At 74.2% G+C, this 20,113-nt stretch carries 27 protein-coding genes; 15 read left to right on the top strand and 12 right to left on the bottom strand.

What is annotated here, in order from left to right; translation table 11 throughout:
• Positions 1-13 precede the first annotated feature (13 nt).
• A complete protein-coding gene (locus tag APR03_RS22295) occupies positions 14-466 on the bottom strand; it encodes an SRPBCC family protein (protein WP_253839396.1) in 453 nt (150 codons plus the stop codon).
• A 77-nt stretch (positions 467-543) separates the two neighbouring features.
• Here APR03_RS22295 and APR03_RS22300 point away from each other — a divergent pair, with 77 nt between their 5' ends.
• The 3 genes from APR03_RS22300 to APR03_RS22310 are packed head-to-tail and all read left to right on the top strand — an operon-like array spanning position 544 to position 1,949.
• Positions 544-1,332, top strand: a complete 789-nt coding sequence (locus tag APR03_RS22300; protein WP_253839397.1) for an SDR family NAD(P)-dependent oxidoreductase — start codon at positions 544-546, stop codon at positions 1,330-1,332.
• Positions 1,333-1,340: 8 nt separating this feature from the next.
• Entirely contained in the window at positions 1,341-1,499 is a 159-nt protein-coding gene (locus APR03_RS22305; RefSeq protein WP_253839398.1) for a ribonuclease domain-containing protein, read from the top strand.
• Between the two features lie 39 nt (positions 1,500-1,538).
• The gene (locus APR03_RS22310; protein ID WP_253839399.1) at positions 1,539-1,949 is read left to right on the top strand and encodes a barstar family protein; all 411 of its coding nucleotides are present in this window, start codon (positions 1,539-1,541) and stop codon (positions 1,947-1,949) included.
• A 21-nt stretch (positions 1,950-1,970) separates the two neighbouring features.
• Here the strand turns inward: APR03_RS22310 and APR03_RS22315 are convergent, their stop codons facing one another.
• A complete protein-coding gene (locus tag APR03_RS22315; protein WP_253839400.1) occupies positions 1,971-2,972 on the bottom strand; it encodes an NAD(P)/FAD-dependent oxidoreductase in 1,002 nt (333 codons plus the stop codon).
• 71 nt (positions 2,973-3,043) lie between these two features.
• On the opposite strand from APR03_RS22315, the gene APR03_RS22320 reads away from it, so the two are divergent.
• Positions 3,044-3,598 carry a MerR family transcriptional regulator gene (locus tag APR03_RS22320; protein ID WP_253839401.1) on the top strand — a complete coding sequence of 185 codons (555 nt, stop codon included), beginning with the start codon at positions 3,044-3,046 and terminating at the stop codon, positions 3,596-3,598.
• Positions 3,599-3,622: 24 nt separating this feature from the next.
• Here the strand turns inward: APR03_RS22320 and APR03_RS22325 are convergent, their stop codons facing one another.
• Positions 3,623-4,069: a winged helix-turn-helix transcriptional regulator gene (locus APR03_RS22325; protein ID WP_253839402.1), complete on the bottom strand. Its 447-nt coding sequence runs from the start codon at positions 4,067-4,069 to the stop codon at positions 3,623-3,625.
• A gap of 82 nt (positions 4,070-4,151) precedes the next feature.
• On the opposite strand from APR03_RS22325, the gene APR03_RS22330 reads away from it, so the two are divergent.
• Complete coding sequence (locus tag APR03_RS22330; RefSeq protein ID WP_253839403.1) at positions 4,152-4,544, top strand: nuclear transport factor 2 family protein; 393 nt, start codon at positions 4,152-4,154, stop codon at positions 4,542-4,544.
• Positions 4,545-4,657: 113 nt separating this feature from the next.
• The gene (locus APR03_RS22335) at positions 4,658-6,205 is read left to right on the top strand and encodes an alanine/glycine:cation symporter family protein (protein WP_253839404.1); all 1,548 of its coding nucleotides are present in this window, start codon (positions 4,658-4,660) and stop codon (positions 6,203-6,205) included.
• Here APR03_RS22335 and APR03_RS22340 read toward each other — a convergent pair.
• Together APR03_RS22340 and APR03_RS22345 are read right to left on the bottom strand one after the other, a co-directional pair.
• Complete coding sequence (locus tag APR03_RS22340) at positions 6,202-6,339, bottom strand: hypothetical protein (RefSeq protein ID WP_253839405.1); 138 nt, start codon at positions 6,337-6,339, stop codon at positions 6,202-6,204. The genes APR03_RS22335 and APR03_RS22340 overlap by 4 nt on opposite strands.
• Positions 6,336-6,722: a VOC family protein gene (locus tag APR03_RS22345; protein ID WP_253839406.1), complete on the bottom strand. Its 387-nt coding sequence runs from the start codon at positions 6,720-6,722 to the stop codon at positions 6,336-6,338. Before APR03_RS22345 ends, APR03_RS22340 begins: the two co-directional genes overlap by 4 nt.
• A gap of 76 nt (positions 6,723-6,798) precedes the next feature.
• Between APR03_RS22345 and APR03_RS22350 the strand changes: the two genes are divergently transcribed.
• Positions 6,799-7,284 carry a MarR family winged helix-turn-helix transcriptional regulator gene (locus APR03_RS22350; protein WP_253839408.1) on the top strand — a complete coding sequence of 162 codons (486 nt, stop codon included), beginning with the start codon at positions 6,799-6,801 and terminating at the stop codon, positions 7,282-7,284.
• 18 nt (positions 7,285-7,302) lie between these two features.
• On the opposite strand, the gene APR03_RS22355 is transcribed toward APR03_RS22350, so the two are convergent.
• The 3 genes from APR03_RS22355 to APR03_RS22365 form a co-directional block, all read right to left on the bottom strand.
• Positions 7,303-7,932: a TetR/AcrR family transcriptional regulator gene (locus APR03_RS22355; protein ID WP_253839409.1), complete on the bottom strand. Its 630-nt coding sequence runs from the start codon at positions 7,930-7,932 to the stop codon at positions 7,303-7,305.
• Between the two features lie 186 nt (positions 7,933-8,118).
• Positions 8,119-9,021, bottom strand: a complete 903-nt coding sequence (locus APR03_RS22360) for a CPBP family intramembrane glutamic endopeptidase (protein ID WP_253839410.1) — start codon at positions 9,019-9,021, stop codon at positions 8,119-8,121.
• Positions 9,018-9,533, bottom strand: a complete 516-nt coding sequence (locus APR03_RS22365; RefSeq protein ID WP_253839411.1) for a small multidrug efflux protein — start codon at positions 9,531-9,533, stop codon at positions 9,018-9,020. The genes APR03_RS22360 and APR03_RS22365 overlap by 4 nt, the downstream gene beginning before the upstream one ends.
• 153 nt (positions 9,534-9,686) lie before the next feature.
• Here APR03_RS22365 and APR03_RS22370 point away from each other — a divergent pair, with 153 nt between their 5' ends.
• Together APR03_RS22370 and APR03_RS22375 are read left to right on the top strand one after the other, a co-directional pair.
• Positions 9,687-10,922, top strand: a complete 1,236-nt coding sequence (locus APR03_RS22370) for a sensor histidine kinase (RefSeq protein WP_253839412.1) — start codon at positions 9,687-9,689, stop codon at positions 10,920-10,922.
• Positions 10,919-11,521 carry a response regulator transcription factor gene (locus APR03_RS22375; protein ID WP_253839413.1) on the top strand — a complete coding sequence of 201 codons (603 nt, stop codon included), beginning with the start codon at positions 10,919-10,921 and terminating at the stop codon, positions 11,519-11,521. The genes APR03_RS22370 and APR03_RS22375 overlap by 4 nt, the downstream gene beginning before the upstream one ends.
• Before the next feature lie 53 nt (positions 11,522-11,574).
• Here the strand turns inward: APR03_RS22375 and APR03_RS22380 are convergent, their stop codons facing one another.
• Positions 11,575-12,807 carry a beta-ketoacyl-[acyl-carrier-protein] synthase family protein gene (locus tag APR03_RS22380; RefSeq protein WP_253839414.1) on the bottom strand — a complete coding sequence of 411 codons (1,233 nt, stop codon included), beginning with the start codon at positions 12,805-12,807 and terminating at the stop codon, positions 11,575-11,577.
• A gap of 66 nt (positions 12,808-12,873) precedes the next feature.
• On the opposite strand from APR03_RS22380, the gene APR03_RS22385 reads away from it, so the two are divergent.
• Entirely contained in the window at positions 12,874-13,464 is a 591-nt protein-coding gene (locus APR03_RS22385) for a TetR/AcrR family transcriptional regulator (protein WP_253839415.1), read from the top strand.
• A 13-nt stretch (positions 13,465-13,477) separates the two neighbouring features.
• Here the strand turns inward: APR03_RS22385 and APR03_RS22390 are convergent, their stop codons facing one another.
• Positions 13,478-14,368: an SDR family oxidoreductase gene (locus APR03_RS22390; protein ID WP_253839416.1), complete on the bottom strand. Its 891-nt coding sequence runs from the start codon at positions 14,366-14,368 to the stop codon at positions 13,478-13,480.
• A gap of 164 nt (positions 14,369-14,532) precedes the next feature.
• Here APR03_RS22390 and APR03_RS22395 point away from each other — a divergent pair, with 164 nt between their 5' ends.
• Complete coding sequence (locus tag APR03_RS22395; RefSeq protein ID WP_253839417.1) at positions 14,533-14,940, top strand: RidA family protein; 408 nt, start codon at positions 14,533-14,535, stop codon at positions 14,938-14,940.
• Here the strand turns inward: APR03_RS22395 and APR03_RS22400 are convergent.
• The gene (locus tag APR03_RS22400; RefSeq protein WP_253839418.1) at positions 14,901-15,554 is read right to left on the bottom strand and encodes a TetR/AcrR family transcriptional regulator; all 654 of its coding nucleotides are present in this window, start codon (positions 15,552-15,554) and stop codon (positions 14,901-14,903) included. The two genes, APR03_RS22395 and APR03_RS22400, sit on opposite strands and share 40 nt — an antisense overlap.
• A gap of 142 nt (positions 15,555-15,696) precedes the next feature.
• On the opposite strand from APR03_RS22400, the gene APR03_RS22405 reads away from it, so the two are divergent.
• From APR03_RS22405 to APR03_RS22415, 3 genes are all read left to right on the top strand, one after another.
• Positions 15,697-17,226 carry an alpha/beta fold hydrolase gene (locus APR03_RS22405; protein ID WP_253839419.1) on the top strand — a complete coding sequence of 510 codons (1,530 nt, stop codon included), beginning with the start codon at positions 15,697-15,699 and terminating at the stop codon, positions 17,224-17,226.
• Positions 17,227-17,291: 65 nt separating this feature from the next.
• Positions 17,292-18,287 carry a CPBP family intramembrane glutamic endopeptidase gene (locus tag APR03_RS22410; RefSeq protein ID WP_253839420.1) on the top strand — a complete coding sequence of 332 codons (996 nt, stop codon included), beginning with the start codon at positions 17,292-17,294 and terminating at the stop codon, positions 18,285-18,287.
• Positions 18,288-18,323: 36 nt separating this feature from the next.
• The gene (locus APR03_RS22415) at positions 18,324-19,097 is read left to right on the top strand and encodes a helix-turn-helix domain-containing protein (protein ID WP_253839421.1); all 774 of its coding nucleotides are present in this window, start codon (positions 18,324-18,326) and stop codon (positions 19,095-19,097) included.
• Here APR03_RS22415 and APR03_RS22420 read toward each other — a convergent pair.
• The gene (locus APR03_RS22420; RefSeq protein WP_253839422.1) at positions 19,091-19,519 is read right to left on the bottom strand and encodes a pyridoxamine 5'-phosphate oxidase family protein; all 429 of its coding nucleotides are present in this window, start codon (positions 19,517-19,519) and stop codon (positions 19,091-19,093) included. The two genes, APR03_RS22415 and APR03_RS22420, sit on opposite strands and share 7 nt — an antisense overlap.
• 89 nt (positions 19,520-19,608) lie before the next feature.
• Between APR03_RS22420 and APR03_RS22425 the strand changes: the two genes are divergently transcribed.
• Positions 19,609-20,088: a MarR family winged helix-turn-helix transcriptional regulator gene (locus tag APR03_RS22425; protein WP_253839424.1), complete on the top strand. Its 480-nt coding sequence runs from the start codon at positions 19,609-19,611 to the stop codon at positions 20,086-20,088.
• The last annotated feature ends 25 nt before the right edge of the window (positions 20,089-20,113 follow it).

A 20,113-nucleotide genomic window follows, 5' to 3' on the forward strand; every position in this document is an offset into this window, starting at 1 on the left:
AGCGGGGCCGGTGTCAGCCGGGGAGCTGCTCGGGCGAGCGGCGCTCCGCGAGCAGCGCGAGCCGGCGCAGCGTCTCGACGTTGCGGGGGCCGATCGCGGCGTCCCGCAGCGGACGCGGGATCAGCGCCCCCGGGCCCTTGTTCGCGTCCTCCGAGATCCGGATCCGGCAGCCCGACGGCGCCGCGTCGACCTCGATGCGCACGCGCGCCTCGCCCGCGGGCCAGCCCCGGGCCTGCAGCGTGAGCGAACGTTCCGGGTCCCGCTCGAGCACCACGGTCTCGTCGTTGATCAGCACGGGCCACAGGCCCACCGAGTGCAGGATGCGCGTGCCGGGCTCCGGCCACGCGGGGTCGACGGCCCGGATGCGGGCGGCGCCCACGACCCAGGTCGAGTACAACCAGCCGTCCGCGAGAACGCCCAGGACGTCCTCGGGGGTGCAGCGCGCGGCCCGCGCGACGGTGACCATGCCTCGTACGGTAACCGGGTCCCGGCTACTGGCAACCGGCGCGTGCGGGTGGGGCGGGCCGTGCCTAGTCTCGGCCCATGACCGTCCACCAGCCCCCCGCCCCCGCCCTGGTCACCGGAGCGACCAGCGGCATCGGCCTGGAGATCGCGCGCGAGCTCGTCCGGCGTGGCCACGAGGTGCTGGTCGTGGCCGACCGCGGGGTGGACGACACCGTGCGCGCCCTGGGCGCGCACCGGGGCGCGCTCGTGTCCGGCCTCGAGGTCGACCTGACCCGGCCGTCGGGCGTCGAGGCCGCGGTGGACCGGGCGCGCGAGCTCGGCGTGCGCACCTACGTGCTGAACGCGGGCGTCGGTGTGCACGGGCCGTTCCGGCGCACGCCGCTGGAGGACGAGCTGCGGCTCGTGGACCTCAACGTCCGCTCGGTGGTGCACCTGGCGCACCGCGTCGTGCCCGACCTCGTGGCGGCGGGCGAGGGCCGCATCCTCGTCACGTCGTCGATCGCCGCGACCATGCCCGCACCGCTGTTCAGCACCTACGCCGCGTCGAAGGCGTTCCTGCGCTCGTTCGCCTGGTCCCTGCGCGGCGAGCTGGCCGGCAGCGGCGTCTCCGTGACCGCGCTCCTGCCGTCGGCCACGCGCACGCCGTTCTTCCGGGAAGCGGAGATGGAGCACACCCACATCGGCCGCGCCCCCAAGGCGCGGGCTCGGGCGGTGGGGCGCAAGGCCGTCGACGCGCTCCTGGCCGGGCGGGCCGAGGTGCTGCCCGGCCTGCAGGCCAAGGCGATGGTCGCGATCGCGGCGGTGCTGCCGCAGCCCGTGCGCTCGGCCTTCCACGGCTGGTTCTACGCGCCGGGCGCCCGCATGTGACGGTCAGGTTGATCTCACCCGCTCCGTCCGGGCACTCCTACCGCGAGTTCGACGTCACGCCGCGGGCCTGCGGGGCGGCGCGGCAGTCCTACCGGCTCGTCCTGGACCGCACCACCGGCGTGGTCTACTTCTCGCCCAACCACTACGACGACTTCTACCGGATGTGACACCGTCCGGCACCCACGTCCGGCACCGGGAGGCCACCGATGACGCGTGACCTCCCGGTGCTGGTCGTCGACGGCACCTGGTTCGACGACCTCGACGGCTTCGCCCGCGAGGTGTCCCGCCTGCTGACCGGGTACACCTGGCGGGGCAACCTCGACGCGCTCAACGACGTGCTGCGCGGGGGCTACGGCACCCCCGACGGCGGCTGGGTGCTGCGGTGGGTCGCGTCCGACCGGTCCCGGGCCACGCTCGGGCACGCGGCGGCGGCCCGGCGGCTCGAACGGCTCCTGCTGTCGGTCCATGCGTCCAACCGCGCGGCGGTCGAGGCCCGGCTCGCGGCCGCACGCCGCGGCGAGGGGCCCACGCTGTTCGACGAGATCGTCGCCGTCGTGCGCGAGCACGGCCCGGGCGGCCGCGAGGCGGCGGACGGCGTCGTGCTCGAGCTGGCCTGACGTCTGCCCGCCGCCCGGCTGTCAGGCCGTGGGGGCGGCTGCCGGAGCGGCGGCCGGCGGCCGGGAACCCGGCGGGAGCAGGCCGTGGTCGGCGGTCAGCAGGTCCGCGTCGATCGCCATGGCCGTGTTCTTGCCCGCCGCGGCCGCCGCGACCACCGACGAGAGCGGCACCGGCGTGGCGGGGGTGTGGGCCACGTCCCCCGCCGCGTAGACGCCGGGGGCGCTCGTGCGGCCCAGCGCGTCCACCTCGATGCACCCCGATCCGAGCAGGCGCAGGCCGAGCTGCCCGGCGAACGGGGCCCGCTGCACCGGCGTGGTGCCGACCAGGACGCCACCCACCTCCTCGTCGGGCCCCTGGGCGAACGTCACGACGACGCCCGAGCCGTCGCCGGCGCGGCGCAGGCCGGTGACGGGCTCGGGCCGCACCGCCACGCGGGCCGCCTCCAGGATCTCTCGGTGCGCAGGCTCCAGCTCCCCGCCGTCGGTGGCGACCACGAGTCGGCTCGCCACCCGCTCCATGAGCAGCGCGAGCCGCGGCACCTGGGGGCCGCTGCCCAGGATCGCGACGGGCGTGTCGGCGTACTCGAACCCGTGGCAGTACGGGCAGTGCGCCACGAGCGTGCCGAACAGCTCGGCCAGCCCGGGGGTGGGCGGGAGCTCGTCCCGCAGGCCGGTGGCCAGCACGAGGGCACGCCCGGCGACGGTCGTGTCGTCGGCCAGGTGCACCGTGGCGCCGTCGTCCGGCGTCCGGTGCACGCGTGTGGCGCGCACGTCGCGGACCTCCACCGTGGCGTAGGCCGCCAGCTCGGCCCGCGCCTGTGCCCGGAACTGCGCCGGCGGGGTGCCGTCGCGGGTGATGACGTTGTGCACCGCGTCCGTCGAGCCGTTGCGGTACTCGCCCGAGTCGAGCAGCAGCACGCGGCGGCGCAGCCGGCCGAGCGTCATCGCGGCCTGCAGCCCGGCCGGGCCGCCGCCGATCACGACCACGTCGTACGGCACGGTAGGTGCGGGAGTGTCGGACACGGTTCCTCCTGGGGGCGTCATGAGATGAGATGCCGTTGCCGGCAGCCAGGAGCATGTGCCTTCATGTGGGCATGAAGGCAAGCATCGGCGAGACCGCCGCCCGGTTCGGGCTGGACACCCACGTGCTGCGGCACTGGGAGGAGATGGGCCTCCTGGAGCCCGAGCGCGACGAGTCCGGCTACCGGCGGTACGGCGAGCGGGAGGCGGTGCGGATCGGCCTCATCCTGTGCAACAAGGTCGCGGGCCTGAGCCTGGAGCAGGTCCGCACCGTGCTCGACTCCGACGTCCCCGACCGGCGACGGGAGCTCACCGCCCACGTGGCCGACCTCGACCGGCGCATCGCCGCGATGCTGCGCGCACGGTCCATGACCCTGCACGCCCTGGAGTGCGACGAGCACGACGTCGCCGCCTGCCCCCGGTTCCAGGAGCACCTGCAGGAGGTGCTGGACGGCGTCGCCGCCCGGTTCCGGCCGCTCGCACCGCCCGAGCACGTGCTGCCGGCCGACGCGGCCGCCGACCCGCTGCGCGTCGTCCCCGGCGCGCGCCAGGACGGCGACGCCGACCTGGACGCGTGGCTCGCGCTGCAGGCGGACGCCCACCTCGCGGAGGTCCCCCCGCCGCACTGACGTCGCAGCCCGAGGCGGCTCCGGTCACGGCTCGTACGGCGGCACCCCGGCGAGGATCCGCTCGTCGAGCGCTGTGTCGTACCGCTGCCTGGCCTCCAGCACCTGCTCGACGTACGACTCGGCCCAGGCCTGCAGGGCCAGCAGCGGCTCGTGCAGCGTGCGGCCCAGGGCGGTCAGCCGGTAGCGCGCGTGCCCGTCCGGCTCGCGCGCGTGCTCGACCATGCCGTCACGCTCCAGGGCGCGCAGCGTGTCGACCAGCACCTTCTTGGAGATCCCGCCCACGCCGTCGTGCAGCTGGGAGAACCGCAGCGGGGACTCGTGCAGCAGGATGACGATCATCGCCGTCCACTTGTTCGCGATGCGCGCGAGCGACTCGCGCGACGGGCAGCTCGGGGAGAAGACGGTCCACTCCCGCGGCGCCACGGCCCGGTCCTGGGTCACCTGGTCCTGGGTCACCTGCTCCTCGGTCACGTTGAGGTAACCGCCCTCTCTTCCGGATGCTGGGGCACACGCAGTCAACAGCTCGACGAACAGTTCGACGACAGGAGCAATGATGTCGGCACGTGACGTGATCGCGCGATACGGCGCGGCGATGGAGACGGGCGACCTGGCCGCCCTGCGGGCGGTGCTCGACGAGCGGGTGGTCTGGCACCAGCCCGGAGCCAACCAGCTCGCGGGCGACCATGTGGGACCGGACGCGGTCCTCGCCCACCTGGGACGGTTCATGGAGCTCAGCGGCGGCACGTTCGCCCTGCGCACCGAGTCGGTGGCGGACGCCGGGGCCCTCGTGGCCACGACCGTGCGCTTCACCGCGCGCCGGCCGGGCGCCACGGACCTGGACCAGCACGGCGTCGACGTGTTCCGGGTCGACGGCGACCGGATCGCGGAGGTGTGGCTCGTCAGCGAGGACCAGGCCGCCGAGGACCGGTTCTGGGGAGCCGCCTGATCCGGACGTCGTAGCAGGCCAGGGCGACACGCTCCGGGCGTGGGGTAGCGCCGGCACCCGGGGTAAACGCTAGGGTGCGGCCGGTATCCCCACGATTTCACCCTGGAGCATCGATGACCTTCGCCGATCGCATCACAGCCGCGAACGAGCTGATCTGGTCGATCCCCCTGATCGCCCTGTGCCTGCTCGCCGGCCTCTACTTCTCGTTCCGCACCGGATTCCTCCAGGTGCGGCACATCCCCGACATGCTGAACCAGCTCAAGAAGGGCGAGAAGTCGCAGGACGGCACGTCGTCCTTCCAGTCGCTCATGATGTCGCTGGCCGGGCGCGTGGGCATGGGCAACATCGGCGGCGTCGCCACGGCGATCGCCTTCGGCGGCCCCGGCGCGGTCTTCTGGATGTGGACGTCCGCGTTCCTCGGGGCCGCCACGTCGTTCGTCGAGTGCACCCTCGGCCAGATCTACAAGGAGAAGGACCCGGACACCGGTGAGTACCGCGGCGGCCCGGCGTACTACTTCGAGAAGGCGTACCGGCACAAGGCCAAGGGCCTGTCGCTGGGCTACGGCATCCTCTTCGCGTTCGTGACCATCCTCGCGATGAGCTTCTTCCTGCCCGGCGTGCAGGCCAACGGCATGGCCTCCGCGATCGACACCGCCTGGGGCGTGCCCACCTGGGTCACCGCGATCGGCCTGGTGATCCTGCTGGGCTTCATCGTCATCGGCGGCGTCAAGCGCATCGCGAACTTCGCCGTCGTGGTGGTGCCCGCGATGGCCCTGATCTACATCGCCATCGCGCTCGTCGTCCTCTTCCTCAACTTCAGCGACATCCCCCGCGTGTTCTCGCTGATCTTCGGCAGCGCCTTCGGCGCCCAGCCGGTGTTCGGCGCGATCCTGGGCCTCGCCGTGAAGTGGGGCGTGCAGCGCGGCATCTACTCCAACGAGGCGGGCCAGGGCACCGGGCCCCACGCCGCGGCCGCCGCCGAGGTCTCGCACCCGGCGAAGCAGGGCTTCGCCCAGTCGTTCGCGGTCTACGTCGACACGCTGTTCGTCTGCTCCGCGACGGCGTTCATCATCCTGTCGACCGGCATGTTCAACACCTTCGCGGGCGAGGCCTGGCCGGGTGAGCTGATCCACGCGGGCGAGGGCGGCCTGAGCACCGACGTCGAGCCCGGCCCGGGCTTCGTGCAGCAGGGCCTCGACTCGGTGTTCCCCGGCGCGGGCCCGTCGTTCATCGCCGTGGCGCTCGCGTTCTTCGCGTTCACCACGATCGTGGCGTACTACTACATGGCCGAGACGAACCTGAACTACCTCACGCGCAAGATGACCAACCGGCTCGCGGCGCGGGCCATCCAGCGGGCGCTGCAGGCGCTCGTGCTCGTCTCGGTGGCGTACGGCGCCGTCACCACCGCGGGTGCGGCGTGGGGCCTCGGCGACATCGGCGTCGGCTCGATGGCCTGGCTCAACATCGTCGGCATCCTGTTCCTCCAGGGCCCGGCCCTGAAGGCGCTCAAGGACTACCGCGCCCAGAAGAAGGCGGGCCTGGACCCGCAGTTCGACCCGCGCGCGCTCGGCATCGAGAACGCGACCTTCTGGGAGCTGCGCGCCGACAAGCAGCTCCAGTCCGGGCACGCCGGGCCCGCGGCGCAGGGCGAGCGCGGCTAGCGCACGCGCTCCCCGCCCACCCACACCCCCGCGACGCGCCGCGTCGCGGGGGTGTCCACGGCCGGGTCGCCGTCGACCAGGAGGAGGTCGGCACGGCGGCCCGGCTCGACGGCCCCGGTGGACAGTGCCGTCACACGCGGGAGTGGATCGTGACCACGTACCCGTCGGGGTCGCGGAACGAGAACTGCAGGCCGAACGGTCCCTCGAACGGCTCCTGGACGATCGGCACGCCCTGCGCCGCGAGCCGCGCGTGGACGCCCGCGGCGTCGGCGCTGTGGAACCACACCCCGATGCCGGCACCCGGGGCGGGGACGGCGTCGAGGTCGGTCCCGGGGAACGGGTCGCGGACGGCGAACGCTGCTCCCCCGGGCCCGGAGCTGAACACGGTCGCGGCGGGACCGGCGTCCGGCAGGCGCGTGAGCCCGACGCTCTCCTCGTAGAACCGTGCGGACGCCGCGCGGTCGCGGACCTGGAACGAGACGAAGTCCGGCCCGCTCGTCGTCGTCGTGGATGTCATGGGTGCTCCTCCGGTGCTCGCCTGCTTCAGTGTCAACAGCCTGACACTCAGCTCGGACCTGTGTCAAACTATTGACATGAGCGACGACGGCCCCACGCCCGCCGAGGGTCTGGCCCTGCTGATCAAGGAGACCCAGGCGGTGCTGCACCAGCGGATGGACGAGCGGCTGCGGCCGCTCGGGCTGAGCGTGCCGCAGTACGCCTGCCTCCAGACCCTGCGGACCCGGCCCGGCATCACGGGCTCGGAGCTGGCCCGCCGCGTGTTCGTGTCGCGGCAGTCGATGAACGTGCTGATCCAGGGCCTGGAGAAGCGCGGGCTCATCGAGCGCTCGGACCAGCCGGGGCCGCGGCGCGAGCGGGCGACCGTGCTCACGAGCGCCGCGCGCGACCTCCTCGACCAGGCCCAGGTGCGGGTGGGCGGGCTCGCGGAGTCGATGACCGGGGACCTCGCGACGGACGACGTCGCGCACCTGTCGGCGCTGCTCACGGCCTGCCGCGACGCGCTCCTGGCCGCGGCGCCGTCGAGCACACCGTCCGGCACATCGACCGGCACCGCCCGCTGACCGCAGCAGGTCCGAAGGTCAGGACCAGTCGCCCGCCGACGTCTCGAGGGCGTCCCGCCCGCGGTCGGTGAGCGGGATCGCCGCGAGCGACGTGAGGCCGATCGTCGTGAGGCTCGCCCGGGACACGCCCGCTCCGCCGAGCGCCGCCATGCCCTCGATCAGGGCCAGGAAGAAGGCGCCGAGGGCGTCGGCGTCCGCGGTGGCGTCGACCTCGCCGGCCCCCTGCGCGTCGGCGACGCACGCGGCGTAGTGCGCGGACATGTCGTCGAACGCCTTGAGCGCCGACGCCTGGACCTCGGCGTCGCGCGCGGACAGCTCCATGGCCGCCTTCACGAACAGCGGAGGCTGCGCCTGTGCCGAGCCGTAGGTGACGGCGACCTTCACGAGCTGCGCGCGGATGCGGCCGATCGGGCTGTCGGTGCCGTGGCGCACGGCCTCCACCGCGGCGACGGCGTCCTCGGTGTCGCTCAGGAAGGCGCGCATGAACAGCTCCTTCTTGCCGCCGAAGGCGTTGTAGAGGCTCTGCCGGCCGAGCCCTGTCGCGGCGACCAGGTCGTCCACCGAGGTGCCGGCATAGCCCGACTCGGCGAACACGCGGCCGGCCGAGGCGATGACCTCGGCCTCCTCGAACTTCCGCGGACGTGGCATCCCGGCTCCCACTCTCGTTCTACGACAGGTTTTTGACCGCAGAGTCCATAATGGACCAGGGTTCTTGACTGTTCAATCCATCACCGACCGGGCACGCCGCTCGTCGCGCCCCCGCCGCGCGCTGGGCGGCGGTCTGACGACGGCGGCCCCGGTCCCCTCCGCACGGGGGCCGGGGGCGTGCCGGTGTCAGGCGGCCGGCCGGGTCCGGCGCCAGATCACCGCGGTGACGACCGCCAGCAGCACGACGGGGATCACGTAGACGACCGAGCCGACACCCGCACTGCGGTCCGCGGACGCCCCGAGGTCCGTGTGCAGCACCGCCAGCAGCAGCAGCGCGAACACGTTGTTCGCCGCGTGCAGCACCACGGTCGTCTCGAGGCCCCCGGTGCGCCACGTGATGAGCGCGAACGCCGCGCCGACCGCCAGGTACTGGACGTTGATCCAGACGTCCGTGGACAGGTGGATCGCCGCGAACAGCACCGTCGAGACCACGACGCCCAGGACGAGCGCCGAACGGCGCCCGCGTCCCCAGCTCGCGGCGACGCGGAAGACGAGCCCGCGGTAGCCGTACTCCTCCCCCGCGCTCTGCAGCGGCACGACGAGCACCGAGACCAGGAACATGAGCAGCAGGTCGGCGGTGGACCAGGTGCCGACCGCGGACGGCTCCAGCACGGCGAGCACCGTCATCCAGACCGCCCACAGCGGGCCCAGGAAGAGCACCGCCCGGCCGAGCACGGCGGGCCGGAAGGCCGCGGCCACCGAGTGGAGGCTGCTGCCGCGCACGCCGTACAGCCAGCGCTGGATGAGCATGCTCCAGGGGATGAGCAGCGCCGAGGAGGCGTACGCGAAGGCCATCACGGTCGGCGTCAGCTGCCGGTCGCCGGAGCCGGCGCCCTCGCGGCCGACCAGGACGTCGACCTGGGCGCCGAGCTGGGCCGCGGCGGCGCCGAACCCCAGCAGGCCGGCGTTCAGCAGCACGATCGCGAGGATGCCCCGGCCGATGCGCCGCTTCTCGCCCGCGAGCGCCAGGTGGTACGGGGTGTCCGCGCCGGGCAGGGCGGGCGCGGTCCGCGCGGCTGCGGCGCTCATCGCACGACGCCGATCACGCCGGTCACGATCAGGGCGGTGAGGGTGGTCCAGGCGACGATCGCGACGGCCTGCCAGACGAGGATCCGGGCCTTGCCGACGCCGGACGCGGCGAGCATGGTGGCCGTGAAGTGGGTGGGGAGCAGGAGCGGGCCGAGCAGGCTCACCCCGGGGACGCCGTAGCGCTCGTACGCGCGCTGGAACTTGGCACGGCGCACCGCGGTGCGGTCGTCCGGCACGTCGGTGCGGCCGGACGCGCCGGTCCGGCCGTTCGCCCGGCTGACGACGGCGGCGCGGGCGCCGGAGCCGAGCAGCACGAGCCCCGCGACGACGAGGAAGTTGCCGGCCATCGCGGCGACGGCGGCGACGACGGGGTGGATGCCGGCGATGATGCCGATCGCCACGCCGCCCTCGCCCTCGACGAAGGGGATGGCGCCGGCGACGGCGACGATCAGCGGCTGGACGATCTCGGGTACGCGGCCGACGAGGTCCTGGAGAAGTTCGACGAGGTCCATGGTGTGCTCCTGGGGTGGGTGTGCCGGGGTTGTTCTCGGCGCTGACCCCAGTCCACTCCGCGGGCGGGCCGCCCAGAAGTGCCGTCCTGTCACCGGCGCACGGGTCGTTCGCATCCCGGGCCGTGACATCTGTCATGCCCGTAACCTGGGCGGATGAGCAGCAGGCGCCCGTCCGCAGCCGCCGAGCCGGCGGCGACCGACCGTGGCGCGCTGCGGCTGAGCCGGAGCATCAGCGCGACCTGGTGGTACGTCGTGCTGGCGGTCGTGAGCTTCCAGCTCTTCGTCGTGCTGCTCGTGGTGGACATCCTCGTCCGCGCCGGCGCGGGGACGGGCGCGGTCGCCGTCGTCGGCCTGACGGGGCTGCTGTGGTGGCTCGCGACGATGCCGGCGCTGCGCGAGTACCGCCGTCGGCCGGCGGACGCGCCGCTGCTGGTGCGGCGCCACCTCCTCGTGCCGCTGCTGGTGTCGGTGGCGTACGGCGTGGTGGCCGGGCTGGAGACGTGGACGTGGGTGCTGGCGGTGCTGCCCCTGATGCAGTCACTGATGCTCCTGAACTGGCCGCCGGGGGTGCGGCTCCGGCTGGTGCTGCTGGTGACCGGCCTGCTCGTGGCGCTGGCGGTCATCGATCTGAACACCACGCTCGCGGGCTCGCGCGAGGACGCCTGGTACCAGCTCACGTTCCTCGGCGCGTCCCTGCCGGCCATCACCGTGTCGTCGCTGTGGTGGTGGGACGTGCTCGTCACGCTGGACCGAGCCCGCGCGTCGGAGGCGCGGCTCGCGGCCACGCAGGAGCGGCTGCGGCTCGCCACCGACGTGCACGACCTGCAGGGCCACCACCTGCAGGTGGTCGCGCTGCAGCTCGAGCTCGCCGAGCGGCTCATGCCGCGGGACCCGGCGGCCGGCATGGAGCAGCTGCGGGCGGCACGGGCCAGCGTGGACGACGCACGCCAGGGCACGCGGGACCTGGCGACCCGGTTCCGTTCGGTACCGCTGCGGGACGAGCTCGCCAACGCGGTGGACCTGCTGCGCGCGGCCGGCACCCGGGTCGAGTCGGTGGTGGACCCGGACGCGTCGCTGGCGCCCGCGCAGGCGCTCGGCCCCGTCATCCGGGAGACCACGACGAACGTGCTGCGGCACGGCGGCGGTCGGTGGGCCCGGCTCTCGCTGACACGGTCGGGCGGCTCGTGGCGGTACGAGATCGCGAACGACGTCGCGGGGGCCGCCGGCCCGGTGACGGCCGGGGGCGGCGCCGGGCTCGAGGGCCTCGCGCGGCGCGCGGAGGAGGCCGGCGGGGACCTGGTCTCCCGGCGTGAGGGTGAGACGTTCACAGTGGTGGTCACGGTGCCGGACCGGCCGGACGCGGTGGCTGAGGAAGGGAAGGTCGGATGATCCGGGTGCTGCTGGCCGACGACGAGGGGATGATCCGGTCGGCGCTGGCCGCGCTCCTGCGGCTCGAGCCGGACATCGAGGTCGTCGCGGAGTGCGCGGACGGGACGGAGGCCGTGGCCGTGGCGCAGCGTCTGACGCCGGACGTGTGCGTGCTGGACCTCGAGATGCCGGGGCTCGACGGGGTGCAGGTCACCGAGCGGCTGAACCGCACCGTGGCCACGCGGTGCGTGATCGTCACCCGGCACGCGCGGCCGGGGGTGCTGCGGCGCGCGCTCGCGTCGGGTGCGGCGGGCTTCCTGCCCAAGTCACGCTCGGCCGACGAGGTCGCGGCCGTGATCCGCCGCGTCGCGAGCGGCGGGCGGTACGTCGACCCGGAGGTCGCGGCCGACGCCCTGAGCGACGAGCGCCCCCCGCTGACCGACCGTGAGCTCGACGTGCTGCGCGCGGGCCGGCACGGCGAGACCACGGGCCAGATCGCCCGCACGCTGTCGCTGGCCCCCGGCACGGTGCGCAACCACGTGTCGGCGGTGCTGGGCAAGCTCCAGGTCGGCACGCGCCAGCAGGCGGTGCTGCTGGCGGAGGAGCGCGGCTGGATCTAGGTCCCACCGGCCTCGCGGGCTCTCCGCACGGCGGCGTTCTTCGGCGGTGCCCGTCACGGGCGGCTGAGCACGAGCGACACGTTCTGGCCGCCGAACCCGAACGAGTTGCTCAGCACCGCCCCCTGCAGCTCGTCGCGCCGCTCGACGACGACGTCCAGGCCGATCTCCGGGTCCAGCTGCGTCCCGGCGAGGTTGCGCGTGGGCGGGACCACGCCGTGCGCGACCGAGAGGATCGCGACCACCGCCTCGATCGCCCCCGCCGCGCCGAACAGGTGGCCCAGGCTCGCCTTGGGCGCCGTCACGGTGGCCCGCCCGAAGAGCTCCCGGATCGCGCGCGCCTCGCCGGCGTCACCCACCGGGGTGCCCGTGGCGTGCGCGTTCACGTGGGCGACGCTGCCGGGCGCCAGGCCCGCCTGCGCCAGCGCCTTGCGCATGGCCGAGATCTGGCCTACCCCGTCGGGCGCGGGCGCGGTGATGTGGTGCGCGTCCGAGCTGATCCCCGCGCCGGCCAGCACGGCGTGGACGCGCGCGCCGCGCGCCCGGGCGTGCTCCGCGCTCTCCAGGACGACGACGGCCGCCCCCTCCGCCAGGACGAAGCCGCTGCGGTCGGCCGCGAACGGGCGTGAGGCCGACTCCGGGTCGCCGTCGTGGTGCGACAGGGCGCGCGCCTGGGCGAACCCGGCCACGGTGATCGGCGTGATCGCGGCGTCCGTGCCGCCCGCGATGACGACGTCGGCCTCGCCCGACCGGATCAGGCGCGCCCCGAGGGCCAGGGCCTCCGCGCCGGACGAGCAGGCCGACACGGGCGTGAACACGCCGCCCCGCGCCCCGTACTCGATGCTGACCACGGCCGCGGCGGCGTTCGGCATGAGCATGGGGACGGTCCGCGGGGAGACCCGCCGCAGACCGGCCGCCTCGAGCGCGTCGTCCTCCCCCAGCAGGGTCTGCACGCCGCCGATGCCCGTACCGATCGAGGTCACGAGCCGTTCCGGGTCGACCTCTGGCGAACCGGCATCGGCCCACGCCTCGTGCGCGGCCACCAAGGCCGCCTGCTGGGACCGGTCGAGCCGCTTGGCCTGAACCGTCGGCAGCCTGGTCGCCGGGTCCACCGCCATGACGCCGGCCGTCACGGGCGGCAGGTCCACCTCCGTCCGCCCGCCCAGCGCGTCCGCGCGCAGCCCCGACCGGCCGGCCAGCAGCGCCTCCCACGTCGTGGCGACGTCGCCGCCCAGCGGCGTGACCGCGCCGAGCCCGGTGACGACGACCTCGGTCCGCTCGCGCTCCATGGTGAACCTCCCGACTTGTATGTCATACAACGACGAGGTCCATTTGTATCACATACAATTTGCGTCATGGAGAACCGCCAGGCCGGCACGCGGACCACGCAGGGACGCGGGGACGCCACGCGCCACCGCATCCTGGAGGCGACCGCCCGGCTCTGCGTCGAGCGGCAGGGCGGCGACCTCAGCGTGGCCGAGATCGCGCGCACCGCCGGCGTCTTCCCGAACCAGGTCACATACCACTTCGGGTCCAAGGACTCGCTACTCGTGCACGCGGCCTTCCTCGCGCTGCTGCACGACGCCGAGCGCCTGGAGAAGCTCGGCGCCCAGGCGACCGACGCCGCGGCCTTCCGGCGCGGCATCGCCCGGGTGGTGCTGACGCTCCCGTCCCTGCCCGCCGTCGCGCGGGCGCTCGCCGCGGGGATCTCCCGGCCGGACCTCGCCCCGGTCGTCGACCGGCACCTGCAGCTGCTGTTCCGCCAGTCGGAGCGCTACGTCCGGCGCCTCGCGGACGGCCGGGGCTGGGCCACGGGCCGTCCGCCCCACGTCGAGGTGCGCACCTTCTGGAGCACCGCCCTGGGTGCGATGCTGCTCGCCCGGGCAGGCGTCGGCGGCACACCGGCGGACCTCGACCTGGCGAGCACGCTCACCCTGCACGAGTGAGGCGCGGACCCCGTTACAGCGGGCGTCCGCCCGTCACCCCGATGCGGTCGCCGGTGATGTAGCTCGACTCCTGCGACGCGAAGAACACGTACGCCGGTGCCAGCTCCGCCGGCTGGCCGGGCCGGCCCAGCGGCGTGTCGCCGCCGAACTGCTCGACCTTCTCCTCCGGCATGGTCGCCGGGATCAGCGGCGTCCAGATCGGGCCCGGCGCCACGGCGTTGACGCGGATGCCCTCCGGCGCCAGCTGCTGCGCGAGGCCCTTGGTGAAGTTGAGGATCGCGGCCTTGGTCGTGGCGTAGTCGAGCAGCTGCGGGCTCGGCTCGAACGCCTGCACCGAGGTGGTGTTGATGACGGCGCCGCCCCGGGGCAGGTGGCCGAGCGCGGCCTTCGTGATCCAGAACAGCGCGTACACGTTGGTCCTCAGCACCCGGTCGAGCTGCTCCGTGCTGATCCCGCGCAGCCCGTCGTCCTGCGACATCTGGTAGGCGGCGTTGTTCACGAGGATGTCCAGGCCGCCGAGCCCGTCCACCGCGTCGGCGACGAGCCGGCGGCAGAACTCCTCGTCGCGGATGTCGCCCGGCAGCAGCACCGCGGTGCGGCCGGCCTTCTCGACCCAGTCCGCCGTCGTCCGGGCGTCCGGCTCCTCCTCCGGGAGGTAGGAGATCGCGACGTCCGCGCCCTCGCGCGCGAACGCGATCGCGACGGCGCGCCCGATGCCGGAGTCACCGCCCGTGATCAGGGCCCGCTTCCCGTCGAGACGGCCCGAGCCGCGGTAGCTCTCCTCCCCGTGGTCCGGCTCCTGCGACATCTGACCGGTGCGCCCGGGCGGCTGCAGGTCGTCCGCCGGCTGCTCCGGGCGGGGGTGCTGGGTGGTGGGGTCCTGCGGGGTGGTCTGGTCCGACATGTGCGCTCCCGGGTCGTCGATTCAGCGGCACGTCCAGCATGGGCAGGCCGCCGCCCACTCGCACCGGCTGACCGGCCTGTGGCGAGCGCCACGTCGTCCAGGGGATGCATTTAGCATAGCATTGCGTTGTCATGCTAAACGGATCCACCGAAAGGAACACCCCGATGTCCGTCACACTGGTCCACCCCGAGCAGGTCCACCGCGTCGACGTCCACCACCAGGTGGCCGACACCCAGGGCTCCCGCACCGTCTACCTGGCCGGTCAGGTCTCCTGGGACACCGAGGGCAACCTCGTCGGCGCGGGCGACCTCGCCGCCCAGGCCGAGAAGGCCTACCTGAACATCGCCGCCGCGCTCGACGCGGTCGGCGCCACGATGGCCGACCTCGCCAAGGTCACGGTCTACGTCGTCGACCTCGACGCCGAGAAGGCCGAGCAGTTCGTCGTCGGCCGGGAGCGGGCGGCGGCAAAGCTGGGCGTCGAGCTCCAGCAGCCCAGCACGTGGATCGGCGTCACGGCGCTCGCCGCGCCGGGCTACCTCGTGGAGGTCGATGCCGTGGCGGTGCTGCCCTGAGGCGGGCGCAGCGCCACCCAGCCGGCCTCGACCGAGCGCCGGCACACCGCGGGGTCGTCGCCGGCGGCGACGATCACCGCGGTGAGCAGGGGGATGCCCGAGGCGAGCGTGCGCCGCGAGGCCACCCGGCTCACCACCAGCGAGACGATGCCGTGGCAGACCGTCCAGACCTCGCGCGCGAGGCGGTCCGGGTCCACGTCCTGCGCGACCCGGCCCCGGTCCCGGCACCGCCCCGCGGCCCGCACCATGTAGTCCAGGGTCGCCTCGGCGGCGTCGACGTCCTCGAGGTCGACCGTGCCGTCGAACATGACGCGGTAGAGGTCGGGATGCTCGAGCGCGTTGACCGCGTAGGCGGCGGCCACGGCCACGAGCTCCTCGACGGGGTCGTCCGGGACGTCGAGGGCCGCCAGCCGCGCGGCGAGCCGGGTGAAGCCCTCCTGGCGCAGCGCGCGCCACACGCCGTCCATGCCGCCGAAATAGGTGTAGACCGCCATGGTCGACACCCCGGTGCCCTCGACGAGCGACCGCAGCGTGATGGGCTCGCGCTCGCGGAGCATGCGTGCCGCCCGTTCCAGCAGCTGCGTGCGCACCGCAGGATCCTTCTGCCTCGCCATGGCCCGCATTCTATAGCGTCGCCATGAAAACCCGCGCACCGCTGCGGTTGACCGTGTCCTTGGCACACGGGGTGGAGTGAGGGCCTCGGAACCGGGAGACCCACGACCGAGCCACCCACGACCCCACGACGAGGAGCACGACATGGACGGACGCACGAGAGCCAGGATCGGACTGGCCCTGACCACGGCGGTCGGCGTCGCCGCGGCCCTGCTCGCCACGCCGGCGGCCGGGGACGACGCCGGGCCCACGCCAGACCCCACCGGTGTCGCCTGGGCGCCGTGCCCGCCCGACCTGCTGGTCACGACACCGCTGGAGTGCGGCACGGTCACGGTGCCGCTGGACTACGACGAGCCCGCCGGCGCCCAGATCGAGATCTGGGTCTCCCGCCTGGCCGCCGCCGACCCCGAGGAACGGCAGGGCGTGCTGCTGACCAACCCTGGCGGCCCGGGTCACTCCGGCCTGAGCCAGCCCGCCGACCTCGCCACGCGTGGCATCGCCACCAGCGTCCTGGACGCCTACGACGTGATCGGCATGGACCCCCGCGGCGTGGGCCGCTCCGCGCCCGTGAGCTGCGGCTTCACGTCCGACCAGGAGTACTGGGGCAACGTGCCGCCCTTCGCGCCGGACGCGGCGGCCGTCGCGCGGCACGCCGAGGTCTCGAAGGGGGTCGCCGCCCAGTGCGCCGACCAGGACGACGAAGGCCACCTGGCGCACATCAGCACGGCGAACGCCGCGCGTGACATGGACCGGATCCGCGTGGCGCTCGGCGAGGAGAAGATCAGCTACTTCGGCGCGTCCTACGGCACCGCCCTCGGGGCCGCGTACGCCACCCTGTTCCCCGAGCGCACCGACCGCGTCGTCCTGGACAGCAACCTGGGCGGCCCCGCGCTGGACCGTGACGCGCAGCGCCGCTTCGCCCCGGGCCTGGAGGACCGGTTCGGCGACTTCGCACGCTGGGCCGCGCAACGGCACCCGACCTACGGGCTGGGCCGCACACCCCGCGAGGTCCGCGCCAACTTCGTCGCGCTCGCCGAGCGGCTCGACCGCAGCCCGGTCGCCGGGATCGACGGCGCCACCTTCCGGTTCTTCATGTTCTCCGCGACCTACGCGGACAGCTCCTTCACCATGATCGCGCCGCTGTGGCAGTCCCTGGCCGACGGCGACGCACGGGCCGCCGCCCGCAACGCCGCCACCCTGGAGACGGCCCGGCCGGAGCAGGCCCGCGCGGGCAGCCCCGTGCCCCACGACAACACCCTGTCGGCCTACCTCGCCTACGTGTGCAACGACACCGACTGGCCGGAGGACGTCGCGACCTACCAGCGCGACGTGGCCGCGGACCGCGCGCGGTACCCCCTGTACGGCGGAGCGGCCGCGAACATCAACCCGTGCGCCTTCTGGGCCGACCCCGCCGAGGCTCCCCTGGTGATCGACGACGAGGGCCCGCGCAACGTGCTCGTCCTGCAGAACCTGCGGGACCCGGGCACCCCGCACCGGGGCGGCGAGCTCGCCCGGGCGGCCTTCGGCGACCGCGCGCGGCTGGTCAGCGTGGACGCCGGCGGGCACGGCGTCTACGTCTACGGGGGTAACGCGTGCGCCCAGAACACGGCCACGACGTTCCTCCTGACCGGCGCGCTCCCCCGTACCGACGTCCGGTGCCGCGCCGACGCTTGAGCCTGCCCCGGGGGCAGGGTGTCTGCTGCTGAGAGCACCATCGAACTGCCCTGAGAGGACATGTCATGCACGCACCGGGTTCTGACGACGCGGCCGAGACCACCTGGCACCCGACCCAGCCACCGACCCAGACGCCGGCACAGCAGGCGGCGGCGCAGCCGGAGCACGTCCGGCCGCGTCGTGGGCCGGGGGTGTCCGTCGACGACACCCGGCCCTTCGGCGCGCACCTGCGGATGAGCTGGTGGAAGCCGCTCGTCGTCATCCTGGTGCCGCCGCTGGTGATGGTCGTGCTGCAGTTCCTGCTGTACCAGCTCGTCGCCGTCCTCGAGGGGAGCGACGACCCGCTGGCGCCGACGTTCACGCCCCTGAAGCTCCTGGCCGTGAACGTGAGCATCGGGACGTCGGGCCTGGTGGCCGTGCTGCTCGTGGTCTGGCTCGCGCGGGCGCCCTGGCGCAGCCTGATGAGCAACCCGCGCGCGCTGGACCGGCGGCGGCTCGGCGGCTACCTGCTCGGCGCCGCCGTGCTGGTGGCCGCCGGCATCGGCGTCGTCGCGCTGGTCGCGCCCGAGGCGCCCGGCTGGACCTCGTTCGGGGTCACCGGCACGACGGTGGTCTTCCTGCTGATCGTGCTGGTCAGCACCCCCGTCCAGTCCGCGGGCGAGGAGCTCATGTTCCGCGCCACCGCGCTGCCCGCCGCCGCCTCGTGGGTCCGGGGCAGCACCCGGGCCGCGCTGGTGGTGGGGCTCGTGGTCTCGAGCCTCGCCTTCGCCGCAGTCCACGGTTCCACCGACCCGTGGCTGTTCGGCTACTACACCTTCATCGCGGTCTCCACCGGCCTGATGGCGGTCGTCAGCGGCGGCATCGAGGCCCCGGTCGCGTTCCACGTGGCCAACAACGTGCTGTTCTCCGTCGTCAACACCGTCATGACGGGCGGCGACGGCTTCACCATCGACCGGGCCAACGACACCGGCGACGCGTCCCTGCTGATCCTCGCCGCGGTCAACGTCGCGATGATCGTCCTCGTGTGGCTCCGCGAGCGGCGCGTCCGCGCCGTTCGCTAGCGTGGACGCGCGGCACCGTACGAGACGAGGAACCCGATGTCCTGGAGCACCCGCGAGATCGCCGAGCTCGCCGGCACCACGGTGAAGTCCGTGCGCTACTACCACGCGATCGGCCTGCTGGAGGAGCCCGACCGGTCGCTCAACGGGTACAAGCACTACGAGGTCGAGCACCTGACGCGGCTGCTGCAGATCCGGCGGCTCGTCGGGCTCGGCGTACCGCTCGCGCAGATCGCGCGGCTCGGTGACCAGGACGGCGACGGCGTGGCCGCGATCTTCCGGAGGGTCGACGCCGAGCTGGAGGCGACCGTCGAGCGCCTGCAGGACATCCGGCGCGAGCTGGCCGTGCTGTCCCGGCCGGGCGCGCCGACTGACGTCCCGGCGGGCTTCAGCGCCGTCGCCGACGCGCTGCGCGGCAACGACCGCAAGCTCCTGACCATCTACGCCCAGCTCTTCTCGGACGAGTCGATGGAGGCTGTGCGCGAGCTCCTGGAGTCCGACCCGAACCCCGAGCTCGACGAGGCGTTCCGGGACCTGCCCGAGGACGCCGACGAGGCGACCCGGGCGGCGCTCGCCGAGCGCCTGTCCCGCGTCGTGTCCCTGCCGGGGACGGGCCAGGGCGTCGAGCTGGTGCCCAAGGCGGGCAGCCCGCGCCAGACCGCGGCGGCCCGGAGCACGGTCGCGCACGCGCTCGAGGCGCTCTACAACCCGGCGCAGCTCGACGTGCTGCGCCGGGCCCGCCAGGTGGCCGCCGCACGCGCCGGGGCCGACGGGCCCGGCGCCGGGCCGGACCCGGAGCCGCCGGGTCAGTAGGCGTACCGGCGCACGCGCTCCGGGCGGACGACGACGCGCAGCAGCTCGCCGGACAGGATCTCGGCGAGGTCGGCGGCCCGTGCGGGGTCGCTCAGGTCCCAGTACCGTGCCGCCAGGCGGGACGCGAGGTCGTGCGCGCCGTCGTCCTCCACCGTGACCGGGCCGGACACGGAGACCCAGCGTTCCCGCTCCCCCACCGGCGCCGCGACCACGAGCGAGGCCCGCGGGTCGCGCTCGAGGCGCCGCACCTTGAGGGAGCCCGCCTCCGTGAAGAGCTGGACGGTGCCCTCGGGGGTGACCTCGAACCAGACGGGCCGGGGCTCGGGCGGCTGCGTCGCGCCGGCCACGGTGAGGAACCCGTACAGCGGCCGGGCCAGGAGCTCGAGGTCGTCAGGTGTCAGCAGGCCGGTGTCGGTGCTCATGCGTCGATTCAACGGCACGCCGAGGGCGGGTTCAACCGTGGGGTGAACCTGCGCCGCTGCCGCGGCTCGCGCCCGCATAGGATCCAGAGGTGACCGAGCACCCCGCGCCGAGGGCCGCGCCCCCGGGGCGGCACGAGGAGACCGCCCTGGTCCTGCGCGACCTCGCCTGGACGGTGCACCGCCGCGGCCTGTACCCGCCCGGCCGCCCGGGGCTGCCGGTCACCGAGCTCGCGGTGCTCACGCTGGTCCGCGAGCACCCCGGGCTGTCGGTCGGCGAGGTCACGCGCCGGCTCGGGCTGCAGCAGCCGAACACCAGCGCGGCCGTGCGCACCCTCGTCGAGCGCGGCCTGGTACGCCGCGAGGCCGGCACGGTCGACCGCCGCGTGACGCTGCTGCACCCGACCGACGCCGCGCAGGCCGAGCACGAGGCGCTCGCCGAGGTCTGGGCCGGTCCGGTGCGCGACGCGCTGCGGGCCCTCGACCCGGAGCAGGCCGCCGCGATCGCCGCGGCGGCCGACGCCCTGCGCGCCCTGGAGCAGCACATCCGGACCGACACGGGCCCGGCCTGACCCACGAGTCGGCGCCGCGGCGCCG

It is taken from the genome of Promicromonospora thailandica, assembly GCF_024171955.1.
GTDB classification, from domain to species: Bacteria; Actinomycetota; Actinomycetes; order Actinomycetales; family Cellulomonadaceae; genus Promicromonospora; species Promicromonospora thailandica.